Below are 16,151 nucleotides of genomic sequence, written 5' to 3' on the forward strand. Positions count from 1 at the left end.
TCCGTTCGACTGCTGATTGACATTGTTCATGGAAGTTATAGCAATTTGCTATGAAGATCGTCGAAGCCCACCTCGTCCAGCTTGCTGCCGTCATCGAGACCGGCGGCGTCACCGAAGCGGCCGCCATGCTCGGCATGACGCAGTCGGCGGTCTCGCGCACGCTGTCGATCCTGGAAAAGCGCATCGGCGAGCCGCTCTTCGTCTCCGGCCGCCGGCCGATGCAGCCGACGCCGCTCGGCGAGCAGCTCGGCCAGCAGGGCAAGGCGATCCTCGCCTCCTCGCGCAAGGCGATGGAGATCATCCGCAGCTTCAAGTCCGGTTCATCGGGGCGGGTGCGGATCGGCGGCGTGCCGTTCTTCATGGATGCGGTCGTATCGCCGATGATCGCCTCGTTCCAGCGCGGCGAGCCGGGCATCATGGTGCACCAGTCCTACGGCAACTATCCAGACCTCGTCGCCGGGCTGGATTCCGGCCAGATCGATCTTGCGGTGACCCCGACCGGATCGGTGGACCTGCGCGCCGACCTGCAGTTCGAGCCGATCCTCACGGCGCGCAACGTGCTGACCTGCGGGGCCGGCCATCCCCTGGTCCGCAAGCGCAACCTCGCCACGGAGGACATCGTCAATTATCCCTGGATCGCGCCGCTGCCGGGGTCTCCGCTGGTGCTCGACCTGCACAATATCCTGCTGACGCTGGGCCTGGAGGAGGTGTCGCTGCGCTATGCCGGCGGGTCGCTGCTGAGCGTGGTCAATTACCTTGCCGGCACCGATGCGCTCGCCATTCTGCCGCATTCCGTGGTCCACGCCTTCCGCGGCGAGAACAAGATCAGCATCATCCCGCTCGATATTCCGCAGCCCGAGCGCGTGCTCGGGGTCATGACGCGCAGAAAACCCTATTCGAACCCGGCCGGCCGCAAGTTTCTCGGCCATATGCGCCGGGAATTCGCGGAGCTGCGGCGGGCGGTCGAAAAGCACGAAAAGACGATCCGCTGGGTGCAGGGACCGTTCATGGGCGAGCGCGAGCGCATCTCGTCCGCCGAATGAGAGGCGGGAGGGGACGCGGTCTCGCATCCTCTCCCGCCGCCATCGCGTCAGGCGCGGTTTCTCGCCAGCACGAAGTCGTGCGTCACGTCCCAGAAATCGCCGGCGAAGTCGTAGCTTCTGGCGCGCGCCGGATCGTTCACCCGGTTGAATTTCGCCAGCAGGCTTTCCTTGACCCCGAACACCGCATCCGAATGGATATAGGGATCGTCGGGGTCGAAGATATGCGTCGTCAGCGTCTCGAAACCGTCGGCGCTGATGATGTAGTGCAGATGCGCCGGCCGGTAGGGGTGGCGGCCGAGATGGCCGAGCAACTGCCCGACGGGGCCGTCATCCGGGATCGGGTAGTATTTCGGCTTGACGGCGCGGAACCAGTAATGCCCGTCAGGGCCGGTCCGGAAGATGCCGCGCAGGTTGAAGTCGGGCTGGATGCCCTTCTGCTGCACGTCGTAGAAGCCCTCGTCATTGGCCTGCCAGACGTCGATGACGGCATTGGCGATCGGCTTGCCCTCGGTGTCGAGGATGCGGCCCTCGATGACCATGTCCTCGCCCTTGCTGTCGAGGCAGATATTGGCGCCCATCGGCAGTTCCGGGGCGTCGGCGACGTGGAACGGGCCGAGCACCGTGCTTTCGGACGCGCCCGAAGGCTTGCGGTTGTTGATCGCGTCGACCAGCATCGACACGCCGAGCACGTCCGACAGCAGGATGAATTCCTGCCGCCACTCGTTGCACATCTGGCCGGTGCGGGTGAGGAAGAGGATCGCCTGCATCCATTCGTCCTGCGTCGGCTCCACTTCCTTCACCGCCTCGTGCAGCTTGCGGGTGATGACCTCCATCACCTGCTTGAGACGCTCGTCGCTGGCCCCGGCATTGCGGCCGGTCACGACCTCGACGGAGTTCTCCTCCGTGAAATAGCCCTTCTCGTGCGCTTCCATGATTGCCTCACCGATCCAGAATTGTTGTCAGAACGCGGCGCAGTTCGGCTGCGGGATCGCCCGCAAGTCCCTCGCAGCGCCATGCGACATGGTGGTCGGGCCGCACCAGGACGACGCCGGCATCGCCCACCTCGCGGGCACGCGCCCAGTCGCCGTAGTGGTCCTGCCAGGTCTGCCGCGGCCCGATGACATGGGCGGCGAGCGGCAGGCCGAGTTCCGCCGACACCGCTTCCGCCGCATCGACCCAGGCCCGCCCGCCGATGCCGCTCAGGAGCGTGAACCTGCCATGGCCGCAGAGATCGAGCGTGGAGGCCCTGCGGTTGCCCTCGCCGAACAGCCAGGCATGCGGCAGGCGCGCGCCGGGCCAGGTCGTCTGCTCGAAATGCAGTTCCGGATTGCGGGTGAACGGCGGTTCCGGCTGGCCGTCGGTCGCGACGGCCGAGGATTTGTAGCGCTGGTTCATCTCCACGCCATGGGCGTCGAATTCATGGATCTTGAAGGCGATCGCCTCGCGCAGCGCCGCGCGCTGGCTCTCGGCGGCCGCGCCGTCGTCGCAGCGGCGGTCCATGTTCTCCTGCATCTTCACCGGGTCGATGGAATCGAGCAGGCCGAGCGCGCCGAAGATCGGGCCGAATTCCTCGATCGACTGGTTGGCGCGCGTGACGATCTGCCGGGCGATCGGCGCGCGCTCCTGCGTATAGGTTTCGAGCAGGCCGGCGCCGGCCTCGCCCTTGATGACCATGGCGAGCTTCCAGGCGAGGTTGAAGCCGTCCTGGATCGAGGTGTTGGAACCGAGCCCGTTCGACGGCGGATGGCGGTGGATCGCATCGCCCATGCAGAAGACGCGGCCCTTCTGGGCGCGCGTGGCGTAGCAGTTGTTGACCGTCCATGTCGAGACGGAGGTGATCTCGATGTCGATGTCGGGATCGCCGATCAGGTCGCGGGCAACGCCCTCGGCAAAGGCGTTGTCGACATCGGGCACGCCCTGGCTGATGTCGTAGCCCCAGTTGATCAGCCACTCGTTCCATGGCCGGATCATGCGCACGAGACCCATGCCGATGCCGCCGACATTCGAGCCCGGCTGCAGCACCCAGTAGAGGACGGAGGGACGGTGCGCGACGTAGCGGGTGAGGTCGGCCTTGAACAGGATGTTCATCGAGCCGGCCACGCCCATCTTGCCCTCGAAGGGCAGGCCGATATGCTGCGCCACCAGCGAATTGCCGCCATCGGCGCCGACGAGGTATTTCGAGCGGATGGTGAAGTCCCTGCCGGTCAGGCGGTCGCGGCAGGTGGTCGTCACGCCCTCGTCGTCCTGCTCGTGGCTGACATATTCGGTGGACATGCGCGCCTGCGTGCCGCGCGCGCAGGCCGTCTTGAACAGCAGCGGCTCCATGAAGGTCTGCGGCAGGTCGTTCATCTCGGAGGGCGAGGAGAGCAGGTGCTCGGCCTTGGAGACCGGGTGGGTGCCCCAGGTCTTCAGGCGGCCGAGCTCTTCGCCGGCGAGTGCGGTGCAGAACACGTTCTCGCCCATGATCTCCTGCGGGCTGGCATGGAGATAGGCTTCCGCCTCGACCTCGCGGCCGAGGTCGCGCAGCACCTCCATGGTGCGCTGGTTGGTGATGTGGGCGCGCGGCGTGTTGGCCAGCCAGCGGTAACGGTTGATCGCCATGTTCTCGACGCCGTAGCTGGCAAGCAGCGCCGCGGTCGCCGAGCCTGCCGGGCCGGTTCCAATGATCAGGACGTCGGTTTCGATATCGGCCATCAGTCACTCCCTCTGATGTCTTTGGTTTTCGCTTGGCCCGCCAGGATGCGGCGGACGGGAAAGAGCTGGATCGCCGTGCGGTCGGTGAACAGGCCCCACAGGCCGCGCGGCGCAAACAGCATGATCAGGATGCCGATCAGGCCGAGGATCAGCAGATACCAGGAGCCGTAGTCGGCCAGCAGGCTCTGCAGGATGTAGAACACGATCACGCCGACGATCGGCCCCTCGATCGTGCCGATGCCGCCGATGACGACGATGAAGATGACATAGGCCGTCCAGTCCGGAACGGAGAAGGCGGCGTCGGGCGAGATGCGCGCCTTCTGCACATAGATCAGCGCACCGGCAAGGCCCGTCGCCAGCGCCGCGACCAGATAGACGAAGGACTTCGTCCAGAGCGGATCGACGCCGACCGAGCGCGCCGCCTCGCGGTTGTCGCGCACCGCGGCAAGCCCCAGGCCCTGCTTGGAGCGCAGCAGCTTGTAGATCGAGCCGATCGTCACGACGGCCAGAAGCAGCGCCAGCCAGTAGCAGACGATGTCGGTAGCCTGCGGGCCGCGCACGCCGAGAAGGTCCGCGACGAGGCGCACGCCGACCATGTCGCGCGTCGCGCCCGACGGCAGCGAGGTGCCGGTGCCCCCGCCCAGCGCCTTCCACTGCGCGAGCGAAAGCCGCACGATCTCGGCGATCACCCAGGTGCCGATGGCGAAATAGGCGCCTTGCAGGCGGAAGACGAAGAAGGCCGTGGGTATCGCCAGCGCCAGCGCCGCGAGCCCGCCGAGCACGATGGCCGCCATCGGATCCATGCCGAGCAGGCTGACGCCGGCAAACATCGCATAGGCGCCGAAGCCGACAAAGGCCTGCTGGCCGACGGAGACGAGGCCCGCATAGCCGGCGAGCAGGTTCCAGCACTGCGCGAGCACCAGCATGGTCATGATGAAGAACAGGTCCTGCACCACCGAGCGCGACACGAAGAGCGGCGCGGCGACGGCGAGCACCACCAGCGCGAGGACCGCCAGCATGGAGGCCGCGGAGCCCCGCGTGCGCGTCGAGACGGTCCAGGAGGAGGAAACGTGGTCGCTCATGTCAGTCCACCGCCCGTGGGAAAAGGCCGCGCGGCCTGACGACCAGCACCAGCAGGAAGGCGACGTGGCCCGCAAGGATCTGCCATTCCGGATTGATCGCGGCGCCCACGGTCTGCGCCACGCCGATGATGATGCCCCCGGCGAGCGTGCCCCAGAAGGAGCCGAGCCCGCCGATGATCACCGCCTCGAAGGCGTAGATCAGGCGCGCGGGACCCATGGTCGGGTCGAAATTGGCGCGCGTGCCGAGATAGAGCGCCGCGATCGTCACCACCATCATGGCAATACCGGTGGCGGTGGCGAAGATGCGCTCGGTGCGGATGCCCATCAGGCCCGCCGTTGCACTGTCGTCCGAGGTGGCGCGGAAGGCGCGGCCGAGCGAGGTGCGGTAGAAGACGAGGTTGAGCGCGACGATGACGCCCACCGCCGACAGGAAGGTGAGCAGCGGCATGGTGCCGATGCTGACGGGGCCGACCTTGAGCGACGCCGTTTCCAGGGCGCCCGCCGAGATCCTGCGGCTGTCGGCCGAAAAGCCTTCGAGCAGGCCGTTCTGGATCACGACCGAAAGGCCGAAGGTCACGAGAAGGGGCGGGAGGATGTCGTTGCCGAGCGTGCGGTTGAGCACGAGGAACTGCAGCGCCCAGCCGAGCGCGAACATCACCGGCAGCGCCAGCGCTGCGGCGACGAACGGATCGAGGCCAAGGGCCGAGACCAGCAGCAGGATGAGGAAGGCGGAAAGCACGATCAGGTCGCCATGCGCGAGATTGACCAGTCGCATGATGCCGAAGACGAGGCTGAGGCCCGCCGCGAAGAGGGCGTAGAGGCCGCCGAGCAAGATGCCCTGAACGATCGTGTCGAGCCAGTTCATGGCGCATGCGCTCCGAAATAGGCGGCGTGGATGTCCTCGCGGCTCAGCGTTGCCGGCGTGCCCGTCAGCGTCACCCGGCCCTCCATCATGCAGTAGACCCGGTCGGCCACCTTCAGCGCCTGGCCGATGTCCTGCTCGATGATGACGATCGAGGCGCCCGTCGCGCGGATCTTCGGGAAGGCCGCGTAGATGTCCCTGATGACGACGGGGGCGAGGCCGAGGCTCACCTCGTCGCACAGCAGCACGCGCGGATTGGACATCAGCGCACGGCCGATCGCCACCATCTGCTGCTGCCCGCCGGAGAGCGCCGTTGCGGGGTGGCGGCGGCGCTCCTGCAAGACGGGAAAGAGATCGTAGACGGTATCGAGCGACCACGCACCGCCGCCGACCCGGCCGTATCTGCCGATCAGCAGGTTCTCCTCGACGGAAAGCGAGGGAAAGAGCCGGCGGCCCTCCGGCACCATGGCGATGCCGAGCCTGAGGACATCGGGCGCGGCAAGCGCGCCGATCTGGCGGCCGTCGAAGCGGATATGCCCGGGCACGTTGCGGATCAGGCCGGAGATCGACCGCAGCAGGGTGGACTTGCCCGCGCCGTTGGCGCCGATCACGGCGACGGTCTCGCCTTCGTCGAGGGTGATGTCGACGCCGAACAACGCCTGGAAGTCACCATAGAAGGCCGTCAGGCCACGGGTCTCGAGCAGGGCCATCAGACGTCGATCCCGAGATAGATTTCGCGCACGTCCTTGGAGGCCATGATCGCGCCGGGATCGCCGTCGCCGATCACCCGGCCGAAATGCAGGACGACGAGCCGGCCGACGACCGAATTGAGGGCATGCAGCACATGCTCGACCCAGATGATCGAGACGCCGCGCGCATGGATCGCGCGGATCGTCTCCACCAGTTCCCGGCATTCTCCCTCGGTCAATCCGCCGGCGATTTCGTCGAGCAGCAGGATCTTCGGGTCGGTCGCGAGCGCTCGGGCGAGTTCCAGGCGCTTGCGCTGCAGGAGGCCCAGGCTGCCGGCAGGCTGGTTCGCCCTGGGATGGAGCCCCGTCTCGACGAGGATGTCGGCGCAGCGGTCTGCGACCTCCCGCTCGGTCCTGCGCGATCCGAAGGCGCCGGCGACCAGCAGGTTCTCGAACACCGTCAGCTTTTCGAAGGGCTGCGGGATCTGGAACGTGCGGCCGATGCCGCCGAGGCAGCGGGCCATCGGCGGCTGTCGCGTCACGTCGTCGCCGGCAAACCGGATGGTGCCGGCATCGACGCGGATATTGCCGGTGATGAGGTTGAACAGCGTCGACTTGCCGGCGCCGTTCGGCCCGATCACGCCGAGCGCCTCGCCCTTTTCCAGCGCGAACGAAATGCCGTCTGCGACCTTGAGGGCGCCGAAGCTTTTCGAGACCTGGTCGAGGGCGAGTATGGGCATGGCTCAGCCGATCGCTTCCATCTTGCCGCCGGTCGGGATGTTCGGCGCCGTCTGGTTGTCGACGATGACGAGGTCGTAGCCGCCGCCGTCCTTGAGGCGCCACTGGCCGCCGACCAGCGGCGTCTTGGCGATGTTCCTGGCGGCGAAGGGCGGCACGTTCGAACCGTCCCAGGCCACCTTGCCGACGATCGTCTCGATGTTCGAGGCGGCGATGGCGGCGATCACCGCCTCGCTGTCGGTCGGGTCGGCGCGCTTCATCACGTCGGCTGCGACCTCGAAGAGGGCATGGACGAAGCCGATGGGCTGGGTCCAGGGCCGGCCGGTGGCCTTGGTGAAGCCTTCGGCCAGCTCGCCGGCGCTCTCACCGGTCAGCGACGACCTGAACGGATGGCTCGCCGACCACCAGACCTCGCAGGAAAGGTTGTGGCCGTTGTTGCCGAGCGCCTCGACGGCCTGCGGGAACAGGATCGCCTTGCCGATGGAGGCGACCTTTGGCCTGAAGCCCTGCTGCTGCGCCTGGTTCCAGAAGGTGGTGAAGTCGGGCGGGATCATCACGCCGGTGATGACGTCGCTGCCGTCGGACTTGAAGGCGTTGATCTGGGCGGAAAAGTCGTCGGTCAGGTTCTGGTAGCGGCCCGGATCCCTCAGTGTATAGCCGAGCTTCTCCAGGACCGGCGGGAAGCCCACGGCCTTGTCGCCCCAGGCATTGCCGTCGCCGTCGTTCGGGAACAGGCCGCCGACCTTCCTGTTGGTCTCGAGCTGGCCCCACATGTTGGTGTAGACGGCGATGACGTCCTCCAGCCCCCAGAAGAAGTGGAAGGCGCTGTTGAACGGCTTCCAGGATTGCGGATCGCCGGGATTTGCCTGCTGGCCGATGAACCAGGGCTGCCAGGGGGCGGCCGTCGAGATGCACGGCACCTCCTCCGCCTCGCAGGTCGTCGCCACGGGGTTGGTCGTCTCCGGCGTCGAGGCGACGAGGACGAGATTGACCTCGTCGCTGACGATCAGCTCCTTGGCCACCTCGGCGGCGCGGTTCGGATTGGACTGGCTGTCCTTCACCACGACCTGGTAGTTCAGGCCGGCGGCCTCGGTGGCGGCCATGAAGCCGTCGATGATGAACTTGTCGGCCTCGGCGAACGCGGCGAGCGGGCCGGTCTGCGGGCTGACATAGCCGAGCTTGATCGGGGCGTTCTGGGCGATCGCCGGCATGGGCAGGCCCGATGTCGCCGCCAGCGCGCCCGTGGCGGCTGCGGACTTCAGCAATTCACGTCTCGTAAGCATATTCATTCCTCCTCCCAAAAGAATTCAATATGGCGGTCGTGTTCCGCTCCAGGCGTCCTGCAACAGTGCGCGGATCGCCGTCCGGTCGATCGGTCGCGGATTGGAATAGGGGTTTTTGGTCGCAATGTCGGCCGCCCGGTCGAGATCGGCTTCGCCGAGGCCGAAATCCCGCAGCGCCATCGGCGCGCCGATGGATTTGGCGAAGTCGTAGAGTGCCTGTCCCGGCGTCGCCCCGCCGAAAATGTCGGAGACCGGCGTCATCAGGCCCGGCACGGCCGATGCGTTGAAGCCGATCGTATGCGGCAGCATGACGGAATGGGTCTCGGCATGCGGCGTGTCGAAGCTGCCGCCCAGCGTGTGACAGATCTTGTGGTGCAGCGACATCGAGATCTGGCCGAGAACGGTGCCGCACAGCCATGCGCCGTAGAGCGCCTTTTCACGGGCGGCGCCGTCGCGCGGACTGTCGATGAGAACCGGCAGGGCTTCCTTCAGCGCGCGCATCCCGTCGATGCTCATCATCGTCGCGATGGGGTTGCGATCGGGCGCGTAGAGCCCTTCGGCCGCATGGGCGATCGCGTTGAGGCCGCTGGTGACGCTCATCGCGACGGGCAGGCCGAGCGTGAGCTCCGGATCGTAGATCACCACTTCGGGCGTGACCTTCGGGCTGCGCAGCGTGGTCTTGGCGCCGTTCTCGGTCTGGCCGAGGATCGGCGTCACTTCCGAGCCGGCATAGGTCGTGGGCACGACGATCTGCGGAATGTCGGTGCGATAGGCCATGGCCTTTCCAAGCCCGGTCGTCGAGCCCCCGCCGAGCGAGACGACGCAGTCCGCGCCAAGCTCGGCCGCGCGCGCCACGGCGCGCTCCGTGACGTCGACCGGCGTGTGCATGGTCGCGTCGGTGAAGGTGCCGACCGAGAGCGCTCCGAGCCGCTTCGACATGGCGTGCGCATCGGAGGCCTGGTGCGGCGTCGACAGCACGAGCGCGCGGCGGCATTCCAGCGCTTCCACCCATTTGCCGACGTCCTCGCTCGCCCCGTTGCCGAAGACGATGCGCGCAGCGCTGCCCTGGTAGGTAAAGGACAGGGTCATGTCGTGGTCCTCGCTTTCTTCGCCCGGACCATGGTGAAGGTGAAGTCGAGCGTCCACGCGTCACCCTTTCCGGCCGGTCTGAATTCCCCGATGAGCTCGTCCTTCACGCCGAACAGTGCGTCCTGGCCGAGATGCGGATCGCTGCCGTCATAGACATGCGTGCTGATTGTCTCGAAGCCGTCGGCCTTGATCAGGAAATGCAGGTGCGCGGGACGACGCATGGGAAAGCCCAGCCCGCCCAGCATCTGGCCGACCGGGCCGTCGCCGGGCACGGCATAGCCGCCGGGGCGAACGGTCCTGTAGCGGAAGCAGCCCTCCGCGTCGGTGGTGAAGATGCCGCGCAGGTTGAATTCCGGCTGCTGGTCCGGCTGCTGGTTCTCGTAGAAGCCCTTGCTGTTGGCCTGCCAGGTCTCGACCGTGGCGCCGGCGACCGGCTTGCCGTCGAGGTCGCGCACATGGCCGGTGACGGCGAGCGCCGGGCCGACGCCGTCGAGCGATATGTTGGCATCGAGCGCCAGCCGCGGTGCATCGGCGCGGTAGAAGGGGCCGCGCACCGTGTTGGGCGTGGCGCCCTTCGGCCGGTTCGTGTTGATTTCCTCGACGAGCGCGGTGACGCCGAGCAGGTCGGAGAGCAGCACCCATTCCTGCCGGCGGCCGTCGCTGGCATGGCCGACATCGGTGAGGAATTCCATCGCCCGGCGCCAGTCGGCCTGCGAGGGACGGGTCTCCCGAATGAGCTTGTGCAGATGCTCTATGAAAGGAACCATGAAGGCTTGCAGCGGTCCCGCGGCGTGCTTGTCGAGCCGCTCGGCGACACGCTGCGCAGAGGTGCGCTCACTGAACGATATGTCTGGCATGACTTCTCCCATGGCGAGAACCTAACAGGCCGGAATAGAGTGCTTGATAATTTTTTCGGCGATTTATATTCGTTATTGTTATGAAGATCGACGAAAGGCACCTTGCGCAGCTCGCAGCGGTCGTCCAGGCGGGCGGCGTGACCGAGGGGGCGACCATGCTCGGGCTCAGCCAGCCGGCTGTATCGCGCACGCTCGCGATGCTGGAGAAGCGCCTGGGCGAGCCGCTCTTCCTCAAGGGACGGCGGCCGCTGCAACCGACGCCGCTCGGCCGGGCGCTGGCCGATCACGGCCAGGCCATCCTGACCTCCGCGCGCAAGGCGTCGACCCTGGTCGAGGGGTTCCGCCACGGCCGCACGGGGCTGGTGCGCGTCGGCGGCACGCCCTTCTTCATGGACGCGCTGATCGCCGGCATGGTCGCGGGCTTCCAGAATGCCTACCCCGACGTCCGCGTCGAGCAAAGCTACGGCTATCTTTCCGAATTGCGCGCGGCCATCGTCGCGGACCGGATCGATCTCGCCATCTGCCCGATCGACATGCTCGACGAGGGGTCGGGCATGCATTTCCAGGAACTGCTGCCCGGCCGCAATGTCGTGGCCTGCCGCGTCACGCATCCGCTGCTGCTCAAGCGCAAGCTCGCCGGTCCCGAACTGCTCGATTTTCCCTGGATCGCGCCGCCGCCGGGCAGCCCGCTGCTGGCCGACCTGCGCAGCCTGGTGCTCTCGCTCGGCGCCACCGAGACGAAGATCCGCTATGCGGGCGGCTCGCTGACGAGCGCGATCAACTACATGAAGGAAAGCGATGCCTTGACGATCCTGCCGCACAGCGTCGTCTTCGCCTATCGCAACGACAGGGCGATCACCGCGCTGCCGGTCGAGATTCCCCATCCGGAGCGGGCGCTCGGCCTGCTGCGCCGCTCGGGCGATCTCGGGGCGCCGGCCATCGAGGCGTTCTCGGCGCATCTGCGCAAGAGTTTCGAGAATCTGAGGCATCTGATCAAACGCCACGAGCAGTCCGTGATCTGGGGGATGTAGCGGAGGATGCCGGCGGGCATTGCCGGCATCTTTCTCAGAAGGTGGCCGAATCGTCCGGCCACAGCAGCACCGGCGCCGCCGCGGCGTCCACCACCGGCCCCAGCGCGTGCCAGGCCCGGTTGGAATAGACCAGCGCCTCGGCCTGCCGCGTCGCATGGGCGCCAGCCGAGACGGATGTCAGCTCGGCCGTGACCAGGCAGGCGCCCGGCGTCTCCAGCCGGCCGCGCAGCTCGGCGCGGAACCAGAGCTCGACCTGCGGATAGTAGGGCTCGCCGCTGCCAAGCCGCGACCAGCGGACGTCCGGCCCGAAGCGATCCTTGCCCGACGTCGCGCAGAGCCGGGCGAGCTGCATGTCGGCGCGGCGCACGAAATGCACGACCACCGACGCGGCGCCCTCGACGACCCTTGCGCTCGACGACGATGCCGAGAGCGAGAAGGCGACCATCGGCGGTGCGGCGCTGATCGAGATCAGCGAGCTCACGGTCAGCGCCACCGGGCCGTCGGCGCCGTCGGCCGTGACGATGGCGACGCCGGACGGGTGGTGCCGGAAGGCGGCGAGGAACGCCTCCGTGAGGCCGGCGCCGCTGGCGGCGGCGGCCGGTCCGGGCTGTCCGCCCGGCAGGTCTTTCGCCGGCGCGCTCATTTCTTCTCGATCAGGTCGTAGAACTGCCAGGTGCGGTCGCTCCACAGGCCGGCGATGTCGCGGCCGGCGGCGGCGACGATGTTCGGGTTGATCGTGAAATGGTTGGCCGCCGTCAGCATCTCGCGATAGATCCGCTGCATCACGCCGTAGCGCAGCGACGCCCCGCCGAGCGAGCGATAGACGAAGTGGCAGGCATCGACGCCGGCCTCGTGCACTTCGGACTTGGCCAGGTGCACCAGGCTGATCTGGCGCGTCGTCATGCGGTTGCCCACCTCGATGGAGGCCTCGACATCGCGCCAGACCTCGAACAGGAAGGCGCGGGCGGCCCGCACGCGGGCCTCGGCCCGGCCGAAATCATACCAGAACTTGTCGCTTTCGCCGAGCAGGCCGGCTCGGCCGGTCTTGGTCTTGGCGTATTTCGCGGCTTCGTCGAGCATGCGGCGCGAGGCGCCGATCGCCCAGCCGGAATGGCCGATGGCCGCAAGGCCCACCACGCCGAGGCTGAAGAATTCCTGCATGCGCTGCGGCTCTGCGGTCAGGATCGGGAACACCATGTCGTCGGGAATGAAGACGTCGTTTGCGGCATAGTCGATGCTGCCGGTGGCCTGGAGGCCCAGCACGCTCCAGTTGCCGAGCAGCTCGTGCTCGCCGACCGGCGCATGGGCGCACAGCACGATCACGTCGCCCTTCTCGTCCTTGGCCGGCTGGCCGTTGCCGTCGTCGAGCAGGGCCGCGGTATGGGTATAGGTGGCGTGGTAGATGCCGCTGGCATAGGACCACTTGCCGTTCAGGCGATAGCCGCCCTCGACCTTCTTCAGCATGCCGGTCGGCGTGCCCTGGCCGGAGAACCGGTTGTCGGTCTTGCCGTCGTAAAGGCGGGCGATGGCGGTGTCGGGTAGGAAGGCCGCCGACATCGCGCCGATGCAGGCGTGGACCATCGACACCCACCCGGCCGCGCCGCTGTTATAGGTGATGGCCTCGATGAGCTGCAGGCCCTGCGTGGGCGAGAGCTGCGCGCCGCCGATGTCCTCGCCGGCGAAGATATGGCTCATGCGCAGCGGCTTCAGCGCCTCGAAGGTCTCGTCGTTGAGGCGGCCGAGCTTCTCGTTCGCCTCGGAATTCCTGTCGAGGGTGGGGCCGATCTTCTCGACCTGGGCCAGGAGCGACGCGAAGTCCGTCTTCGTGCCCCAGTAGCCGGATGCGTGCTTGATAGGTGCGTTCATGACAATTCCTCCTTGATGGTCCTGTCGTCGCGGGTCGCCTTGGCGCCGCGCTGGGGTTTCACTTGGCCAGGAAGTCGCCGATGGCCGTAACGGTGCGCGGGTCTTCCTGCATGGCGAGATGGCCGACATCCTCGATGATCAGCGTTCGGGCATTGGGGATCGCGGCCTGCCAGAGCGGCGCCTGCGCGGCGGGCAGCATGCGGTCCCGGTCGCCCCACACGATCAGGGTCTCGTTGGGGATCCGGCTCAGCCAGCGGCCGAGATTGGGGTGCCCCATGCCGTGCACCTTGAGGATGTTGCCCAGCGCCGGGCCTTCCTTCTCGCGGGCGGCGACGAAATCCTCCACCGAGGGGCATTGCGACCCGCCCGGGAAATAGCGCGCGGCGACCGCCGCATCGTGGGCGAGATAGGCGGGAAACTGCTCGGGCGGGATCTGGCCGAGATCGGCGCCGGGATGATCGGGATGGTTGAGGCCCGCCGGCGCGTTCAGCACCAGCCTGCCGAAGCGTTCGCCGGCGACGGCGGCGATCTCGGCCGCCATCCAGCCGCCCATCGAATGGCCGACGAGATGCGGACGTTCGAGGCCGAGCGCGGCCGCCAGGCGCAGATTGTGGATCACCATGTCCTGCATGCCGCAGACATGCGGCGCCTCGGCGCTCTCGCCGAAGCCGGGATGGAAGGGCAGGTAGACGCGAAAGCGGTCGGCAAGGCCGCGCGCCCAGTCGTAGCCCTCGATCGTCGCCGCGCCGTGCAGGGCGAGCACGGCGGGGCCGCGGCCGATCGCCTTCACCACCGTGCGGACGCCGTCGATGTCCTGCGTCAGGGTCTCAAATTCCATGGCCTGTCCTCCTCGTCCGTTCGCTCACGCCGCCTCGGCGGCGATCAATACCTTGCACTGCGTCGTCCGGCGCTTCAGCCCTTCGAAGGTCTCCGGCACCGCGTCGAAGCCGATCCGGCCGGTGATCAGCGCCTGCGGGCGGTAGCGGCCGGGGCCGAGCGCGCCGAGCGCCGTCTCGAATTCGGCCATGTTGAAGAACACCGCGAAGACGACCTGGATCTCCTTGGAAATGGCGGCGAAGGGGTCCCACTCGTCGCCGCCGACGCATAGGCCGACGCCGACCACCGTTCCGTGCGGCCGCACGAGCCTGCAGGCGAAATCGATCAGCCCGCGCTTGCCGACGCATTCGAAGACGATGTCGGGCTCCCCGCCCGTCCGGCTGCGGAAGTCCTCGGCAAGGCCGGGGCCGGACAGGGCGAAGCCGGTCGCGCCGACAAGGGCCGCGCGTTCCTCCTGGTGCCGGTTGATGTCGGCGACGATGACGTCGCGGGCGCCCTGGCGCCGTGCCCAGAAGGCGACCAGCAGGCCGATCGGCCCGGCGCCGAGGATCAGCACGCGCCCGCCCGGCTTCAGCCCCGACCGCATGACGCAATGCAGCGCCACGGCGACGGGCTCGGCCAGCGCGCCCTCCTCGATGGGGAGGTCGTCGGGCAGGATGCGGCACTGGCGGGCGGCGACGGTGGTGAATTCGGCGTAGCCGCCGCCGATCAGCCGCATCTCGGCGCACCAGGCCGGCTCGCCCCTCCTGCAACTGTCGCAGGCGCCGCAGCCGCGCATCGGCGCCACCGCCACCCGGTCGCCCGGTGTCAGGCCGGCAACGTCGCTGCCGCACCGGATCACCTCGCCGGCGAATTCGTGGCCGAGCACGTCGTGGCGGTTGAGCCCGAAGGTCGCCGGATCCTCGGTCATGTGCAGGTCGGACCCGCAGATGCCGCAGGCGGCGATCCTGAGCAGGACCTCGTCCGGGGTGGGCTCGGGCATCGGCCGTTCGCCCACCGCCAGGGGCAGTCCGACGCCATCGAACAGGACGGCCTTCATGTCCGGTCCTCCATCAGTCTTCGCCGCGTCGGGAACCAGGGGGCGTCGACGACCTTGCAGATCAGGCCCCAGAGGCCGCCGCGCGCGAAAAGCGCCATGAACACGGTGAGCAGGCCGAGCACCACCAGATAGGTCGCGCCATATTCGCCGAACCAGCGCTCGGCGAAGAAATAGATCAGCGCCCCGATCAGCACGCCCTCCAGCGATCCCAGCCCGCCGACCATGACGATGAAGATCGCGATATTGGCCCAGTTCGGGTCATAGGCGGAGGGCGGCGTGATGCGGAGCTGGGCCATGAAATAGATCGCGCCTGCAAGGCCCGTGCCGACAGCCGCGGCGACCCAGATCAGGAAGCGCAGCCGGCTGACATTGACGCCCTGGCTTGCGGCCGCCACCGGATTGTCGCGCATGGCGATCAGCGCCAGCCCGTAGCGCGAGCGCAGCAGCAGGTAGCTGCCGCCGACGGTGACGAGCAGCATCAGCGCGCAGAGCAGCGAGACGCCGACGGCCCGCTCCATGGACGAATAGCCGGTCATGACGCGCAGGCTCATGCCCGCCCCGCCGTTGACATAGCCGAAGACCGATGTCGCAAGCCGCATCACTTCGGCCACGACCCAGGTGCCGATGGCGAAATAGGGGCCGTCGAGCCGGTGCAGCAGGCCATAGGTGGGAATGGCGAGCAGGGCGGGCGCGATCATCGCCAGCACGACGGCGATGAAGGGATTGATGCCCCAGAGCTGCGCCATGACGAACATCGCATAGGCGGCGACGCCCACGAAGGCCTGCTGGCCGACCGACACGAGGCCGGCATAACCGGCAAGCAGGTTCCACATCTGGGCGACGGCGATGTAGCAGCAGAGCTCGACCACGTCGCGGATGAGGCCCTGGCTCGCCCAGAGCGGCATCGAGGCGATGGTAAGAAGCGCGATTATGCCGAGCCCCATGGCGATGACGCCGGAAAGGGTCTGGCGCTGGACGCGGACCGGCGGGAGTTCCGTGGCGGCGGCCGGGCCTGGTGCGGTTGCGAGCGCGTGGGTCACG

Annotated in this window: 16 protein-coding genes; 2 read left to right on the forward strand and 14 right to left on the reverse strand. The window is 67.7% G+C overall.

Annotated features, from left to right (window positions below):
- Window positions 1–50 precede the first annotated feature (50 nt).
- Window positions 51–1,043 carry a LysR family transcriptional regulator gene (locus tag L0976_RS10100; protein ID WP_234187180.1) on the forward strand — a complete coding sequence of 331 codons (993 nt, stop codon included), beginning with the start codon at window positions 51–53 and terminating at the stop codon, window positions 1,041–1,043.
- 47 nt (window positions 1,044–1,090) lie between these two features.
- On the opposite strand, the gene L0976_RS10105 is transcribed toward L0976_RS10100, so the two are convergent.
- From L0976_RS10105 to L0976_RS10145, 9 genes are read right to left on the reverse strand one after another with little or no spacing between them, the layout of a single operon-like run.
- Complete coding sequence (locus L0976_RS10105; RefSeq protein WP_234187181.1) at window positions 1,091–1,975, reverse strand: intradiol ring-cleavage dioxygenase; 885 nt, start codon at window positions 1,973–1,975, stop codon at window positions 1,091–1,093.
- A 7-nt stretch (window positions 1,976–1,982) separates the two neighbouring features.
- Window positions 1,983–3,737: an FAD-dependent monooxygenase gene (locus L0976_RS10110; protein WP_234187182.1), complete on the reverse strand. Its 1,755-nt coding sequence runs from the start codon at window positions 3,735–3,737 to the stop codon at window positions 1,983–1,985.
- On the reverse strand, window positions 3,737–4,819 hold the full coding sequence (locus L0976_RS10115; RefSeq protein WP_234187183.1) for a branched-chain amino acid ABC transporter permease: 1,083 nt from the start codon (window positions 4,817–4,819) through the stop codon (window positions 3,737–3,739). The genes L0976_RS10110 and L0976_RS10115 overlap by 1 nt, the downstream gene beginning before the upstream one ends.
- 1 nt (window position 4,820) lies before the next feature.
- Window positions 4,821–5,684 carry a branched-chain amino acid ABC transporter permease gene (locus L0976_RS10120; RefSeq protein ID WP_234187184.1) on the reverse strand — a complete coding sequence of 288 codons (864 nt, stop codon included), beginning with the start codon at window positions 5,682–5,684 and terminating at the stop codon, window positions 4,821–4,823.
- Window positions 5,681–6,391, reverse strand: a complete 711-nt coding sequence (locus L0976_RS10125; protein WP_234187185.1) for an ABC transporter ATP-binding protein — start codon at window positions 6,389–6,391, stop codon at window positions 5,681–5,683. The genes L0976_RS10120 and L0976_RS10125 overlap by 4 nt, the downstream gene beginning before the upstream one ends.
- The gene (locus L0976_RS10130; RefSeq protein WP_234187186.1) at window positions 6,391–7,110 is read right to left on the reverse strand and encodes an ABC transporter ATP-binding protein; all 720 of its coding nucleotides are present in this window, start codon (window positions 7,108–7,110) and stop codon (window positions 6,391–6,393) included. Before L0976_RS10130 ends, L0976_RS10125 begins: the two co-directional genes overlap by 1 nt.
- A 3-nt stretch (window positions 7,111–7,113) precedes the next feature.
- Window positions 7,114–8,391: an ABC transporter substrate-binding protein gene (locus L0976_RS10135; protein ID WP_234187187.1), complete on the reverse strand. Its 1,278-nt coding sequence runs from the start codon at window positions 8,389–8,391 to the stop codon at window positions 7,114–7,116.
- 24 nt (window positions 8,392–8,415) lie between these two features.
- Window positions 8,416–9,480 (reverse strand): maleylacetate reductase, encoded by a 1,065-nt coding sequence (locus L0976_RS10140; protein WP_234187188.1) that lies wholly within the window; start codon window positions 9,478–9,480, stop codon window positions 8,416–8,418.
- The gene (locus L0976_RS10145) at window positions 9,477–10,337 is read right to left on the reverse strand and encodes a dioxygenase (protein WP_234187189.1); all 861 of its coding nucleotides are present in this window, start codon (window positions 10,335–10,337) and stop codon (window positions 9,477–9,479) included. Before L0976_RS10145 ends, L0976_RS10140 begins: the two co-directional genes overlap by 4 nt.
- 80 nt (window positions 10,338–10,417) lie before the next feature.
- Between L0976_RS10145 and L0976_RS10150 the strand changes: the two genes are divergently transcribed.
- Complete coding sequence (locus tag L0976_RS10150) at window positions 10,418–11,368, forward strand: LysR family transcriptional regulator (RefSeq protein ID WP_203320194.1); 951 nt, start codon at window positions 10,418–10,420, stop codon at window positions 11,366–11,368.
- 34 nt (window positions 11,369–11,402) lie between these two features.
- On the opposite strand, the gene L0976_RS10155 is transcribed toward L0976_RS10150, so the two are convergent.
- From L0976_RS10155 to L0976_RS10175, 5 genes are read right to left on the reverse strand one after another with little or no spacing between them, the layout of a single operon-like run.
- On the reverse strand, window positions 11,403–12,011 hold the full coding sequence (locus L0976_RS10155; protein WP_234187190.1) for a flavin reductase family protein: 609 nt from the start codon (window positions 12,009–12,011) through the stop codon (window positions 11,403–11,405).
- The gene (locus L0976_RS10160) at window positions 12,008–13,234 is read right to left on the reverse strand and encodes an acyl-CoA dehydrogenase family protein (protein WP_234187191.1); all 1,227 of its coding nucleotides are present in this window, start codon (window positions 13,232–13,234) and stop codon (window positions 12,008–12,010) included. The genes L0976_RS10155 and L0976_RS10160 overlap by 4 nt, the downstream gene beginning before the upstream one ends.
- Window positions 13,235–13,292: 58 nt before the next feature.
- Window positions 13,293–14,072, reverse strand: a complete 780-nt coding sequence (locus L0976_RS10165; protein ID WP_234187192.1) for an alpha/beta fold hydrolase — start codon at window positions 14,070–14,072, stop codon at window positions 13,293–13,295.
- Between the two features lie 24 nt (window positions 14,073–14,096).
- Window positions 14,097–15,110 carry a zinc-binding dehydrogenase gene (locus L0976_RS10170; RefSeq protein ID WP_234187193.1) on the reverse strand — a complete coding sequence of 338 codons (1,014 nt, stop codon included), beginning with the start codon at window positions 15,108–15,110 and terminating at the stop codon, window positions 14,097–14,099.
- Window positions 15,107–16,150 carry a branched-chain amino acid ABC transporter permease gene (locus tag L0976_RS10175; protein ID WP_234187194.1) on the reverse strand — a complete coding sequence of 348 codons (1,044 nt, stop codon included), beginning with the start codon at window positions 16,148–16,150 and terminating at the stop codon, window positions 15,107–15,109. Before L0976_RS10175 ends, L0976_RS10170 begins: the two co-directional genes overlap by 4 nt.
- Between the last annotated feature and the right edge of the window lies 1 nt (window position 16,151).

Origin of the sequence: Shinella sp. NM-101 (genome assembly GCF_021401195.1) — a bacterium.
Lineage (GTDB): Bacteria > Pseudomonadota > Alphaproteobacteria > Rhizobiales > Rhizobiaceae > Shinella.